7 protein-coding genes, 2 tRNA genes and 3 rRNA genes are annotated in these 14,740 nt (G+C 45.4%); 3 read left to right on the top strand and 9 right to left on the bottom strand.

Features of this window, described 5'->3' with window-relative positions:
- Window positions 1-92: 92 nt before the first annotated feature.
- On the top strand, window positions 93-1,643 hold the full coding sequence (gene pruA, locus ABC361_RS05335) for an L-glutamate gamma-semialdehyde dehydrogenase (protein ID WP_413073032.1): 1,551 nt from the start codon (window positions 93-95) through the stop codon (window positions 1,641-1,643).
- 78 nt (window positions 1,644-1,721) lie between these two features.
- Here pruA and ABC361_RS05330 read toward each other — a convergent pair whose 3' ends face one another.
- Window positions 1,722-3,254 carry a sigma-54 interaction domain-containing protein gene (locus ABC361_RS05330; RefSeq protein WP_413073031.1) on the bottom strand — a complete coding sequence of 511 codons (1,533 nt, stop codon included), beginning with the start codon at window positions 3,252-3,254 and terminating at the stop codon, window positions 1,722-1,724.
- Between the two features lie 165 nt (window positions 3,255-3,419).
- On the opposite strand from ABC361_RS05330, the gene ABC361_RS05325 reads away from it, so the two are divergent.
- Both ABC361_RS05325 and ABC361_RS05320 read left to right on the top strand, forming a co-directional pair.
- The gene (locus tag ABC361_RS05325) at window positions 3,420-4,343 is read left to right on the top strand and encodes a proline dehydrogenase family protein (RefSeq protein ID WP_413073030.1); all 924 of its coding nucleotides are present in this window, start codon (window positions 3,420-3,422) and stop codon (window positions 4,341-4,343) included.
- A gap of 216 nt (window positions 4,344-4,559) precedes the next feature.
- Entirely contained in the window at window positions 4,560-5,630 is a 1,071-nt protein-coding gene (locus ABC361_RS05320; RefSeq protein WP_413073029.1) for an exosporium glycoprotein BclB-related protein, read from the top strand.
- Window positions 5,631-5,698: 68 nt separating this feature from the next.
- On the opposite strand, the gene ABC361_RS05315 is transcribed toward ABC361_RS05320, so the two are convergent.
- The 8 genes from ABC361_RS05315 to ABC361_RS05280 all read right to left on the bottom strand — a co-directional run bounded on the left by ABC361_RS05315 (window position 5,699) and on the right by ABC361_RS05280 (window position 14,491).
- Window positions 5,699-5,905, bottom strand: coding sequence for a copper ion binding protein (locus tag ABC361_RS05315; RefSeq protein ID WP_413073028.1), 207 nt, complete (start codon window positions 5,903-5,905; stop codon window positions 5,699-5,701).
- Window positions 5,906-5,917: 12 nt separating this feature from the next.
- Window positions 5,918-6,082, bottom strand: coding sequence for a hypothetical protein (locus ABC361_RS05310; RefSeq protein ID WP_413073027.1), 165 nt, complete (start codon window positions 6,080-6,082; stop codon window positions 5,918-5,920).
- Window positions 6,072-8,507 (bottom strand): heavy metal translocating P-type ATPase, encoded by a 2,436-nt coding sequence (locus tag ABC361_RS05305; protein ID WP_413073026.1) that lies wholly within the window; start codon window positions 8,505-8,507, stop codon window positions 6,072-6,074. The genes ABC361_RS05310 and ABC361_RS05305 overlap by 11 nt, the downstream gene beginning before the upstream one ends.
- 654 nt (window positions 8,508-9,161) lie before the next feature.
- A 5S ribosomal RNA gene (gene rrf / locus ABC361_RS05300) occupies window positions 9,162-9,277 on the bottom strand.
- Between the two features lie 121 nt (window positions 9,278-9,398).
- A 23S ribosomal RNA gene (locus ABC361_RS05295) occupies window positions 9,399-12,334 on the bottom strand.
- A gap of 345 nt (window positions 12,335-12,679) precedes the next feature.
- Window positions 12,680-12,755: transfer RNA gene (locus tag ABC361_RS05290), tRNA-Ala, on the bottom strand.
- A 12-nt stretch (window positions 12,756-12,767) separates the two neighbouring features.
- Window positions 12,768-12,844: transfer RNA gene (locus ABC361_RS05285), tRNA-Ile, on the bottom strand.
- A 99-nt stretch (window positions 12,845-12,943) separates the two neighbouring features.
- Window positions 12,944-14,491, bottom strand: a 16S ribosomal RNA gene (locus ABC361_RS05280).
- Together the 16S, 23S and 5S rRNA genes with 2 tRNA genes alongside form the textbook arrangement of a ribosomal RNA operon.
- Window positions 14,492-14,740 lie beyond the last annotated feature (249 nt).

Here is a 14,740-nt window from a genome sequence, read left to right as displayed (position 1 = left end):
TATACCGTTTTTTTCCTTTGTCCCACAATCCAAAAAACTTGGCATACTTCTTGCATTAAATATTGTGATACTGATTTTGGAGGAGGATTTATATGTTACAACCTTACACACATGAACCATTTACTGATTTCACCGTTGAAGAAAATAAAAAAGAACTATTAGCTGCGATTGAGCAAGTCGAAGCACAATTAGGTGGGCATTACCCACTGCTTATTAACGGAGAGCGCGTAGATACAACTGACAAACTCACATCTTATAACCCTTCGAATAAATCTGAAGTGATCGGAACAACCGGTAAAGCAACAAAAGAACATGCTGAACAAGCAATTGAAGCAGCAAGTGTAGCTTTCGAATCGTGGAGAAAAGTCACACCTCAAGAACGGGCAAATGTGCTTGTACGCGCAGCAGCCATTGTTCGTCGTCGCAAGCATGAATTTACAGCTATGCTTGTTAAAGAAGGTGGGAAGCCTTGGAAAGAGGCTGACGGCGATACAGCGGAAGGAATCGATTTTCTCGAGTATTATGCACGCCAAATGATCGAGCTAGCTAACGGTAAGCCAGTTAACAGCCGTGTTGGCGAGCAAAATAACTACATTTATACACCAACAGGCGTAACGGTTGTCATTTCGCCATGGAATTTTGCTTTTGCGATTATGGCAGGAACAACGGTAGCACCCCTCGTTACTGGAAACACGGTTTTACTTAAGCCAGCAAGTACAACGCCTGTTATTGCAGCGAAATTTGTTGAAGTGCTTGAAGAAGCAGGAATTCCAAAAGGAGTCATTAACTTCGTCCCAGGTAGCGGAAGCGAGATTGGTGATTACTTAATTGAACATCCAAAAACATCACTAATTTCGTTCACTGGTTCTCGCGATGTTGGTGTACGTTTATATGAAAAAGCAGCGATTGTCCAAAAACAACAAAATCATTTAAAACGTGTAATTGTTGAAATGGGTGGAAAAGACACCGTTGTCGTTGATAATGAAGCAGATATTGAGACAGCAGTTGAAGCGATTGTCGTGTCTGCATTCGGTTTCTCTGGACAAAAATGTTCAGCGGGCTCCCGTGCCGTCATTCACGAAGACGTATATGATGAAGTTGTTGAAAAAATTGTCGCGCGTACGAATGAGCTAACTGTTGGAAACCCCGCGGAGTCAACAAATAACTATATGGGACCTGTTATTGATCAAGCGGCTTTTGACAAGATTACGAACTACATTGAAATTGGCAAAGAAGAAGGAAAACTTGCTGCAGGTGGTCAAAGCGACGATGCTACAGGTTACTTTATTCACCCAACTGTGTTTGTTGATGTTGATCCTCAAGCACGTATTATGCAAGAGGAAATCTTTGGACCGGTTCTTGCGATTAGCAAAGCCTCTTCCTATGATGAAGCGTTAGCAATTGCTAATAATACTGAATATGGTTTGACTGGTGCGGTCATCACAAATAACCGTGAGAAGATTGAACAAGCAAAATACGATTTCCACGTTGGAAACCTTTATTTCAACAGAAACTGTACAGGAGCAATCGTCGGCTACCACCCATTCGGCGGCTTCAAAATGTCAGGTACCGATTCAAAAGCAGGCGGACCAGACTACTTAGTTCTACACATGCAAGCAAAGACCATTTCTGAAATGTACTAAACGAATGAACAGGAAAAGACACGCCGAGAAGCGTGTCTTTTTTTGTCTAGACAAAACTGTCTAACTAGACAGTCGATTTTACAGATTATAGTGTTTTAACTTGTTGTACAACGTTGCTCTTGACACGCCTAACATTTTTGCTGCTGCCGACTTGTTTCCAAATGTTTTTTCTAGTGCCGCCAAGATTTCACTTCTTTCGTCGTTTCTAGAATGGGTAGCAGACGAAACATGATTAATTCGCTGTTGAAAGGACTCTGGCAGATGATACCAATGTACACGATCTTCCGAGTCATTCGTTAAAATTACTACCCGTTCCACTAAGTTTCTTAATTGCCGCACATTTCCTTCCCAGCGATGATTCATCAACATATACATCACTTCTGGATCAAATGTCGGGACGACTTTTTCATATCGAACAGCAAATTCATGCGCAAAACGTTGAATGAGTTCAGGCAAATCATCCAAACGCTCTCGTAATGGAGGGACATGAATTTGAATGACATGGAGTCGATAATAAAGGTCTTCACGAAACCGCCCTTCTCGAATCATTTCCTCTAAATTCCGATTGGTTGCTGCAATAATTCGAACATCAAGAGGAATCGGTTTGTGATCCCCAACGCGATAGAAAACTCGCTCTTGTAACACTCTTAATAGCTTCACTTGCAATTCGAGTGGCATTTCCGCAACTTCATCCAGAAAAAGTGTACCACCTTTCGCTACATCTAACTTTCCTTTTTTTCCACCTTTTACTGCCCCTGTAAACGCTCCAGGTACATAACCAAATAATTCGCTTTCAAATAAAGCCGAAGGAATTGCTCCACAATTTATTGCGACAAACGGTTCTTGATCTCGTTTACTTGAGTGATGAACGCCCTCTGCAAACAACTCTTTTCCAACACCACTTTCACCTGTTATTAATAGATTCGCTTCCGTTTTAGCTACTTTTCGCGCCATATCAACAGCTTGAGTAATGGGTTTACTACTGCCAATAATTTTCTGAAAAGGCTCATCAGCTACTTTACCATTCAAATCAACTAAACTCGCCGTTGTCGTTGATAGCTTTTCATTCAGCTTAACGACATCCGTAATATCTCGTTCAATTGAGATACCGCCGATACATTGCACACCTAAAAAAACCGGAACGGTATTTACAATAACATGCAACCCTACCTTTGGCTGATTATATTGGTTCATCACTGGTTGCTTATCTCGTAAAACCGACCATAAAACGAGCGCATCCTCTTCAAAATATTGTTGGAGTGGTTTCTTTTTGACGTTTTCATTTTTAATTTGGTAAAGCTCTTCCGATCGATGGTTGATCGCTAAAATTTCACTCTCATCATTCACAATCGTGACAGCATCATTCATCGCAGTTAACAACGTTTCATGAAACGAATGATAGCGCTTTAATTCATTCAAAAGAATAGAGGGAAGAATGTTTTGACAAATCATTCCTACAACTTCATTTGCTTCATTTACTGTATAAATCGTCTTAGCCTGATCGCTAAATGACGGTATATCCTTTAATAATGTAGATTCTGGCAACTGAAAACTAGCTTCTTCTACTTTCCCTTTATACGGAACGGCTACATCCTTCAATGATGTTTGCACAATCTCCCCCCTCAGCTGTTAGACACATTAGACAATTGTGTCACTTTCTGTCTATATTTTAGACGATTTGCCTAAAAAACTCTACATTTAACTCTTTTTAAAGTTGGCACACTTTTTGCATATCTTTTAATATAGCGTTTACATCATTTGTAGGAGGAATGAATTATGGTCCTAGAACAACCACTTCGTTCAGTATTTATGCAGCTAGCTAAAAATAAATCTCTTAATAAAGCCGCAAAAAAATGGGGATTGAAGTTCGGCGCTTCTCAAGTTGTTGCTGGTGCAACATTAGAAGATGCCATTAAAAATGTTCAGTTATTAAATGAAAAAGGTGTCGCTTGTACACTTGACCATTTAGGAGAGTTCGTTACGGAACGAGAAGAAGCGATTGAATCCACAGAAGCCTGTCTTTCTGTATTGCGTGCGATCAATGAAACAAAAGTAGACTGCAACCTGTCTCTAAAAATGACACAGCTTGGCTTAGACATTGATGAAAGTTTTTGCTTATACAACATGAAGCGCATTTGTGAAGTGGCGCAAGCCTTTAATATTTTTATTCGTATCGATATGGAGGATTATTCTCATTGTGAACAAACGTTACGCATCCTATCAATCTTGCGAACAGAACACCAATTTGATAACGTTGGAACCGTCATCCAAGCATACCTCCATCGAGCAGAACATGATGTAAAACAATTAAAAGGTGTCCCATTACGACTTGTAAAAGGCGCTTATAAAGAATCTGAAACGATTGCCTACCAAGATAAGGGAACAATCGATAAAAACTATATGAACCTTATTAAAACACATTTAGATAATGGAAGTTACACAGCAATTGCTTCCCATGATCACAACATTATCGCCAATGTAAAAACGTACGCGAGCGAAAATCAAATTCATAAAGATCAATTTGAATTCCAAATGCTTTATGGATTTAGAGAACAGCTGCAAAAAGAGTTAATTGATGAAGGCTATAAAGTGCGTTCTTACGTGCCATTTGGAACTGATTGGTTCGGCTATTTCATGAGACGCCTTGCTGAGAGACCACAAAATATTGCCTTTGCGATTCGCGGATTTTTTGGAAAATAAACGATTTTTTGCTAGCATCTCCTTTTATGGAGATGTTTTTTATTTGTCACTAGGCCCACATCATTAAAGAGCGCAAATCCTAAAAGATGTCGCACTTAGACCTCTTCTTCTTTTCCAAACCATAATTGAGTAATGACATTCACTCCATTATGATGCGCATTTTTTTAGGCATGAGCATAGGGTATATCAAACCATACCTTTAGAGGAATGTGTATCATGAGTAACGATTGTCAAAACTGTCAATCAAGCTATTGTCAATGTACAAATATTCAGCGGTTTACCTGTACCCCAAATAATGGAAGAGACCGCTGTCCACCATGTTTGGGAATTACTGGACCTACCGGTGTCCCAGGACCTCCTGGGCCGACGGGACCCACTGGATCTGGTAGTGGTATTACAGGTATTACTGGAATTACTGGGCCAACAATTATTAATCCCCCTGGACCGACTGGTGCAACGGGCCCGACTGGTGCCACTGGACCTACCGGAGCAACTGGGGTTACAGGTTCAACTGGAATTACTGGGCCAACCGGGCTTTCAGGAAGTACGGGCCCGACTGGCGTCACTGGCGATACAGGAGTAACAGGGGTTACAGGTCCCACTGGCGTCACTGGACTTCCAGGAGTTACAGGTCCTACTGGCGTCACTGGACTTCCAGGAGTTACGGGTCCTACTGGCGTCACTGGACTTCCAGGAGCTACAGGTCCCACTGGCGTCACTGGACTTCCAGGAGTTACAGGTCCTACTGGCGTAGCAGGTGGGGGTGCTATTATGCCATTTGCATCCGGACTTCCAGCGGCTTTGACTACAATTGCAGGTGGATTAATCGGTACGACAAGTTTAATTGGCTTTGGTACCGCGCTAGCAGGAGTCAGTTTACTAGGAGGAGATACCATTGATTTGACTGGAGCAGGAGGCACGTTGCTTAACTTCGGCTTCTCTGTCCCTCGCGATGGTACCATTACGTCCCTCAGTGGCTATTTCAGTACAACCGCTGCTTTATCATTAATAGGGTCTACCGTTACGATTACAGCTCAAGTCTTCCGCTCAGCCGGCCCAACGCCAGATAATACGTTTACTGCGATTCCAGGAGCAAGCGTTACGTTAGCACCACCTTTAACAGGAGTTTTAGAATTAGGTACAATTTCAAGCGGTATTGCTTCCGGCCTGTCTATTCCAGTAGCGGCAGGAGATCGATTATTAATGGTATTTTCCGCCACTGCAGAAGGACTCACATTAGTTAATGCAGTAGCTGGCTACGCCAGTGCAGGAATTGCAATGAGCTAACTTTCACGAAATGACGCTAAAAAATAGAGCCCCATATAATAGGAGCTCCATTTTTCTTTACCAGAATCTCAATTTACCTCATAGCCTAAATCTTCAATGACCTCTTTCAACTGGTCAATCGTCCATTTTTCTTGAACAAAGGTTACCGTTACAACCCCTTCTTGAAGATTCACCAATACATGCTCAATTCCATTCTTTTCACCTAAACCACTTTCAATTGAAGATACACAATGACCACACGACATTCCTGTTACACGTAACTCAGCCCTCTCCAATTCCTACCCCTCCTATTTAAAATCTAAAGATTTCTCATCATGGTGATTCATCAAGGACTCGTGATTTTCATGAATATCTCCACTCTGAAAAATATTCTCTCCAGTCACAATTCCATAAGCACTTATCACGATAACTAAATAGACGACAGCAATCGTTACCCAAGTCTTAATCTTCATTTGGCACACCTTCTTTTTTAAAACGCATTCGCTGTAGACGTAGCGCGTTTAACACTACGGATACCGAACTAAATGCCATCGCTGCACCTGCAACCCAAGGAGCTAATAAGCCAGCTGCAGCAATAGGGATACCCGCAGAGTTATACACGAATGCAAAAAATAAGTTTTGCTTAATATTGCGCATCGTTTTACTACTCATTTGAATACTGTCAGCCACACTTTGTAAATCTCCCCGCATTAATGTGACATCTGCAGCTTCTATTGCCACATCTGTTCCTGTTCCTATCGCCATTCCGATATCTGCTACAGCGAGCGCAGGAGCATCATTGATTCCGTCTCCGACCATTGCTACTTTCTTGCCTTCAAGCTGTAATTCTTTTATCGCATCAGCTTTCTGCTCCGGCACAACCTCTGCAATAACACGATCAATTCCTACTTGATTGCCAATGGCTGCGGCGGTCTTTTTGTTATCCCCAGTTAACATAATGACTTCCAGCCCTAAATCTTTCATACGCTGAATGCCCGCTCGCGATGTTTCTTTTATCGTGTCAGCTACAGCAATTACGCCTATTAATTCTCTATCAATTGCAATTAACATGGCGGTTTTTCCATCTTCTTCAAAAGCTGTCAATATATCTTCCGCATCAACGATTTTAATACCTTGCTGATGCATTAGTTTTCTCGTTCCAACAAACACTGTCTTCCCATTTACTTTTGCCTCAACGCCAAAACCAGGTAGTGCTTGAAAATTTTCAGGTTCCTTTGGCACATATCCTTTTGTTTGAATTCCTTTTACAATTGCATGTGCAAGTGGATGCTCCGAGTGTTTTTCAGCTGCTCCAACAAAAGGAAGGATTTCTTCTTCCAAGCCGTTCAAAATTACAAGATCTGTTAGTTCAGGCTCGCCCTTCGTAACCGTCCCTGTCTTATCTAAAACAACCGTTTCAATGGTGCGAGTATTCTCTAGATGCTCACCACCTTTAAACAGGATTCCCATTTCTGCTGCACGACCCGATCCTGCCATTATCGATGTCGGGGTTGCCAGACCTAACGCACAAGGACAAGCAATAACCAAAACAGTAATTAAAGGAACAAGGGCTGAACGTACATCGCCTGGTTCAATGAGGAAATACCAAACAAGAAACGAGCCGATAGCAATTAAAACAACAATAGGTACAAAAACACCTGATACTTTATCTGCAACACGCTGTATATCCGCTTTACTTCCTTGTGCTTCTTCTACAACACGAACAATTTGAGCTAGAGCCGTATCTTTACCAACCTTTGTTGCTTTTATCGTTAATGTTCCGTTTTTATTAATTGTTGCGCCTATGACTTCATCTTTGAGCTTTTTATCAACCGGAATGCTCTCACCAGTAATCATTGACTCATCAACTGCTGATTCACCCTTTACGATTTTTCCATCTACTGGGATTTTCTCGCCTGGTCGAACAATAAAGGAGTCCCCGACCACTACTTGTTCTACTGGGATTTCTATTTCTTCCCCATTTCGTAGAACACGTGCTGTTTTTGCTTGCATCCCTAGGAGCTTTTCGATTGCTTTTCCCGTTCGACCTTTTGCGCGCACTTCAAATAATTTACCTAAAATAACTAACGTTATGATAACTGCGGCAGCTTCAAAATAAAGCTCTGGCATGCCAACCTGACCGCCAACGTGCCATTCCCACCCTAAAAAGATACTATAAAAAAATGCGACAGTCGTACCTAAAGCAATTAAAACATCCATGTTGGCACTTTTGCTTCGCAATGCCTTGTAAGCTCCTTTATAAAACTGAGCACCGGCAATAAATTGAACTGGTGTAGCCAGCGCAAGTTGAACCCAAGGATTCATAAACATATCGGGCATATAAAGAAACGAGGTAAATTCAAAATGCGTCACCATTGTCCATAAGAGCGGAAAGGTAAGAATCGCTGCAAAAATAAACTTTCCAGTTTGGTTTTGAATTTCTCTCTCCCTCTGACCTGCTGTTGTTTCTTTAGATCCCTGCTCATTTAACGTATACCCAATTTTTTTAACCGCTTCTTTTAAGTGATCTGCAGTCACTTGATTCGAATTATATTCAACCGTAACGTTTTCAAGGGCAAAATTAACATTTGCACTTGAAACACCATCCGTGCGCGACAGTTTTTTTTCAACTCGATTAGCACACGCAGCACAAGTCATTCCTGCTACATCATAAACGACCTTTTCTTTAAACACTTTATAACCAAGATGGTTGATTTTTTCCTCAACTGTCTTTATATCTGTTTCTTGCGAGTTGTAGTGAACTTTGGCTTTTTCCGTTGCAAAGTTTACGGTAACATCGTGCACACCATCAAGCTTTGTTAAACCCTTCTCAATGCGATTAGCACACGCAGCACAGGTCATACCTTCTATCGGGATATATACCTCTTTATCAGCCATAGTCGAGCCTCCTTAATTGCCATTTCATACTTTCTTCATTAACATTGAGTGTATGACAACTTATTGCACATTTTATTCTGTTACACTCACTATACTATACCCCCCTATAGTATTCAAGTATGGAGCTTGATTTTTTTATTCTATAACGAACAACCCTTCTAATCTTCCCTAAAACTGGTTTAAGAAATAGCCTTATTCCATATTGTTAGATCTTTTATATTTTTCTTCGCAGCGCAGCTCTTTTGCGTTTCTCTATACAAAAAAAGACACCTTTTCAGGTGTCTCTCTGCTTGCCTGGCAACGTCCTTTTGCTCCGTCATGATTTCCTACGGGGACGTTTCGCATGAAGCTGTTTCAAGGATGCGTTCCATGGAAGCTTACGAAATTCACGACTTTGTGCTTCAGGGTCGATTCCTACGGGGCCGTTTAACACGCTCTTTTTACGATGGTTTCTTCATGACGTTCTACGAATTCGACCCTTTCGTCTCACAGAGGGGAGCATGGTGCCTCTTCTTCGTTGATCCTTCGTGATGGGTTTGGATTGATGCCTTTTTCGAGCTGGGTACGTTCTTTTTACATTCGCTTCTTCGAAGCGCAGCTCTTTTCCGTTTCTCTATACAAAAAAAAGACACCTTTTTAGGTGTCTCTCTGCTTGCCTGGCAACGTCCTACTCTCACAGGGGGAAGCCCCCAACTACCATCGGCGCAAAAGAGCTTAACGACCGTGTTCGGCATGGGAACGGGTGTGACCTCTTTGCTATTGCCACCAGACTATGTTGACGTCCGATTAACAGTTCGAATCTCTTCGTCTTGTTCCTCGTTGTCAAAGTTAAAAGAATTGTTGATTCTTTCAAAACTAAATCTAGAAATCAAACTCAAGTCAAGAAAAAATTAGGATAAGCCCTCGACCGATTAGTATCAGTCCGCTCCATGTGTCGCCACACTTCCACTTCTGACCTATCAACCTCATCATCTCTAAGGGGTCTTACTGGCTTACGCCATGGGAAATCTCATCTTGAGGGGGGCTTCATGCTTAGATGCTTTCAGCACTTATCCCGTCCATACGTAGCTACCCAGCGATGCTCCTGGCGGAACAACTGGTACACCAGCGGTATGTCCATCCCGGTCCTCTCGTACTAAGGACAGCTCCTCTCAAATTTCCTACGCCCGCGACGGATAGGGACCGAACTGTCTCACGACGTTCTGAACCCAGCTCGCGTGCCGCTTTAATGGGCGAACAGCCCAACCCTTGGGACCTACTTCAGCCCCAGGATGCGACGAGCCGACATCGAGGTGCCAAACCTCCCCGTCGATGTGGACTCTTGGGGGAGATAAGCCTGTTATCCCCAGGGTAGCTTTTATCCGTTGAGCGACGGCCCTTCCATACGGCACCGCCGGATCACTAAGCCCGACTTTCGTCCCTGCTCGACTTGTAGGTCTCGCAGTCAAGCTCCCTTATGCCTTTGCACTCTACGAATGATTTCCAACCATTCTGAGGGAACCTTTGGGCGCCTCCGTTACTGTTTAGGAGGCGACCGCCCCAGTCAAACTGCCCACCTGACAATGTCCCTGACCCGGATCACGGGTCGAGGTTAGAATGTCAGCACCATCAGGGTAGTATCCCACCGACGCCTCCACCGAAGCTAGCGCTCCGGTTTCCTAGGCTCCTACCTATCCTGTACAAATGGTACCAACACTCACTATCAAGCTACAGTAAAGCTCCATGGGGTCTTTCCGTCCTGTCGCGGGTAACCTGCATCTTCACAGGTACTATAATTTCACCGGGTCTCTCGTTGAGACAGTATCCAAGTCGTTGCACCATTCGTGCGGGTCGGAACTTACCCGACAAGGAATTTCGCTACCTTAGGACCGTTATAGTTACGGCCGCCGTTTACTGGGGCTTCAATTCAGAGCTTCTCCCTTTCGGGATAACCCCTCCTCTTAACCTTCCAGCACCGGGCAGGTGTCAGCCCCTATACTTCGCCTTGCGGCTTGGCAGAGACCTGTGTTTTTGCTAAACAGTCGCTTGGATCTATTCACTGCGGCTCTCTCAGGCTATTCACCTTAATAGAGCACCCCTTCTCCCGAAGTTACGGGGTCATTTTGCCGAGTTCCTTAACGAGAGTTCTCCCGAGCGTCTTAGAATTCTCTTCTCGCCTACCTGTGTCGGTTTGCGGTACGGGCACCTGTATTCTAACTAGAGGCTTTTCTCGGCAGCGGAGGATCAGGGATTTCGGACCCTTGGGTCCTTCACGGTCACAGCTCAGCCTTCACGGAACACGGATTTGCCTATGCTCCAGCCTTGCATGCTTCGACGCGCACAGCCAGCGGCGCGCTCACCCTACCTTTCTGCGTCCCCCCATCGTTCAAACAAATACGAGGTGGTACAGGAATATCAACCTGTTGTCCATCGCCTACGCTTTTCAGCCTCGGCTTAGGTCCCGACTAACCCTGAGCGGACGAGCCTTCCTCAGGAAACCTTGGGCTTTCGACGGAGGGGATTCTCACCCCTCTTTTCGCTACTCATACCGGCATTCTCACTTCCAAGCACTCCACTAGTCCTCACGATCTAGCTTCACAGTCCTTGGAACGCTCCCCTACCCAATCCCTATTGGGATTGCCATAGCTTCGGTGATACGTTTAGCCCCGGTACATTTTCGGCGCAGAGTCACTCGACCAGTGAGCTATTACGCACTCTTTCAATGATGGCTGCTTCTAAGCCAACATCCTGGTTGTCTAAGCAACTCCACATCCTTTTCCACTTAACGTATACTTGGGGACCTTAGCTGATGGTCTGGGCTGTTTCCCTCTTGACTACGGATCTTAGCACTCGCAGTCTGACTCCCGAGTTAAAGTTTTTGGCATTCGGAGTTTGACTGAATTCGGTAATCCTGTGGGGACCCCTCGTCCAATCAGTGCTCTACCTCCAAAACTCATCACTCGAGGCTAGCCCTAAAGCTATTTCGGGGAGAACCAGCTATTTCCGAGTTCGATTGGCATTTCACCCCTACCCACACCTCATCCCCGCATTTTTCAACATGCGTGGGTTCGGGCCTCCAGTCGGTGTTACCCGACCTTCACCCTGGACATGGGTAGATCACCCGGTTTCGGGTCTACGACAACGTACTCACTCGCCCTATTCAGACTCGCTTTCGCTGCGGCTCCGCCTCATCAGCTTAACCTTGCACGTTATCGTAACTCGCCGGTTCATTCTACAAAAGGCACGCCATCACCCATTAACGGGCTCTGACTAGTTGTAGGCACACGGTTTCAGGATCTCTTTCACTCCCCTTCCGGGGTGCTTTTCACCTTTCCCTCACGGTACTGGTTCACTATCGGTCACTAGGGAGTATTTAGCCTTGGGAGATGGTCCTCCCGGATTCCGACGGGGTTTCACGTGTCCCGCCGTACTCAGGATCCACTCTGGAGGAAACGAAGTTTCAGCTACAGGGCTGTTACCTTCTTCGGCCTGTCTTTCCAGACAGTTCACCTACTCCGTTTCTTTGTAACTCCGTATAGAGTGTCCTACAACCCCAAGAGGCAAGCCTCTTGGTTTGGGCTGATTCCGTTTCGCTCGCCGCTACTCAGGAAATCGCATTTGCTTTCTCTTCCTCCGGGTACTTAGATGTTTCAGTTCCCCGGGTCTGCCTCTACCTACCCTATGTGTTCAGGTAGGAGTACCATCCCATTACGGATGGTGGGTTCCCCCATTCGGAAATCTCCGGATCAAAGCTTACTTACAGCTCCCCGAAGCATATCGCTGTTCGTCGCGTCCTTCATCGGCTCCTAGTGCCAAGGCATTCACCGTGCGCCCTTTCTAACTTATCCATTTTTACATCAGATTCCCTTCGCATCTCTTCGTCTGGTTCATGTCTTTCTGTCAGTCACGTAGACAACTACGCTTCTTCCATCAAGCATTTCCCATCCTTGATCTACTCGGGTCTCTTTGTAAAACAGTTAACCTAAAAGGTTTATGAATTCTTGACGTCTCGTTCAAACAGTTTAAAACCGATGAACAAAACTTTATTTGAGTTGATTTTAGATTTAGTTTTCAAAGAACCATGCCTACAGGATGTAGGTACCAGGCATCTAGCTTGGTTCTATACCCATCGCATTTTCTGAATCATTCATTCAGACATAAATAAAACCCTTATCAGGGGGTTAATATTCGTTTGGTGGAGCCTAGCGGGATCGAACCGCTGACCTCCTGCGTGCAAAGCAGGCGCTCTCCCAGCTGAGCTAAGGCCCCGTTTCATTAAAATGGTGGGCCTGAGTGGACTCGAACCACCGACCTCACGCTTATCAGGCGTGCGCTCTAACCAGCTGAGCTACAGGCCCATTTTAATAAGAAAGAAAGAGTTCTTTCAAAACTGAACAAAAGATCCGAAGCGTTATATGACCAACGGTCATATATCGACTAGAGTAAATACTCCATAGAAAGGAGGTGATCCAGCCGCACCTTCCGATACGGCTACCTTGTTACGACTTCACCCCAATCATTTGTCCCACCTTAGGCGGCTGGCTCCAAAAGGTTACCTCACCGACTTCGGGTGTTACAAACTCTCGTGGTGTGACGGGCGGTGTGTACAAGACCCGGGAACGTATTCACCGCGGCATGCTGATCCGCGATTACTAGCAATTCCGGCTTCATGCAGGCGAGTTGCAGCCTGCAATCCGAACTGAGAATGGCTTTATGGGATTGGCTCCACCTCACGGCTTCGCTGCCCTTTGTACCATCCATTGTAGCACGTGTGTAGCCCAGGTCATAAGGGGCATGATGATTTGACGTCGTCCCCACCTTCCTCCGGTTTGTCACCGGCAGTCACCTTAGAGTGCCCAACTAAATGCTGGCAACTAAAATCAAGGGTTGCGCTCGTTGCGGGACTTAACCCAACATCTCACGACACGAGCTGACGACAACCATGCACCACCTGTCACTTTGCCCCCGAAGGGGAAGCTCTGTCTCCAGAGTGGTCAAAGGATGTCAAGACCTGGTAAGGTTCTTCGCGTTGCTTCGAATTAAACCACATGCTCCACTGCTTGTGCGGGTCCCCGTCAATTCCTTTGAGTTTCAGCCTTGCGGCCGTACTCCCCAGGCGGAGTGCTTAATGTGTTTACTTCGGCACTACGGGCATCGAAACCCCTAACACCTAGCACTCATCGTTTACGGCGTGGACTACCAGGGTATCTAATCCTGTTTGCTCCCCACGCTTTCGCGCCTCAGCGTCAGTTACAGACCAGAGAGTCGCCTTCGCCACTGGTGTTCCTCCACATATCTACGCATTTCACCGCTACACGTGGAATTCCACTCTCCTCTTCTGCACTCAAGCTCCCCAGTTTCCAATGGCCGCTCGGGGTTGAGCCCCGAGATTTCACATCAGACTTAAGAAGCCGCCTGCGCGCGCTTTACGCCCAATAATTCCGGACAACGCTTGCCACCTACGTATTACCGCGGCTGCTGGCACGTAGTTAGCCGTGGCTTTCTGGTGAGGTACCGTCAAGGTGCCGGTAGTTACGCCGGCACTTGTTCTTCCCTCACAACAGAGCTTTACGACCCGAAGGCCTTCCTCACTCACGCGGCGTTGCTCCGTCAGACTTTCGTCCATTGCGGAAGATTCCCTACTGCTGCCTCCCGTAGGAGTCTGGGCCGTGTCTCAGTCCCAGTGTGGCCGATCACCCTCTCAGGTCGGCTACGCATCGTCGCCTTGGTAAGCCGTTACCTTACCAACTAGCTAATGCGCCGCAGGTCCATCCCTTAGTGACAGCCGAAACCGTCTTTCAAAAGAAAATCAGGCGATTCTCTTTATTATCCCGTATTAGCTCCGGTTTCCCGGAGTTATCCCAGTCTAAGGGGCAGGTTACCTACGTGTTACTCACCCGTCCGCCGCTAACTTCCGGGAGCAAGCTCCCTTCTATCCGCTCGACTTGCATGTATTAGGCACGCCGCCAGCGTTCGTCCTGAGCCAGGATCAAACTCTCCGTTAAAAGTGTTTTCTTACACACGGATGTGTTGACTTCGACGTCGCAACACGATGTTGCGGTCTTAGTCGAAGATCCTAAGCTGTTGCACATTTTAAAGCTGTGTCTAACTTCATTGACGAGATACCTTGTATCTCTTTTACGCTTGGCTTTTGTTCAGTTTTCAAAGAACTCGTTTGCGCCATCTGTTGGCGACTTAGATATAATAACAAGATTTAACGTGTATCGTCAATACTATTTCATAAAAAAATAATA

It is taken from the genome of Shouchella phoenicis (genome assembly GCF_047238345.1).
Classification (GTDB): Bacteria; Bacillota; Bacilli; order Bacillales; family Bacillaceae_D; genus Shouchella.
The sequence above is the reverse complement of the archived record's forward strand: the minus strand, read 5'-3'. Positions and strand labels throughout refer to the sequence as shown.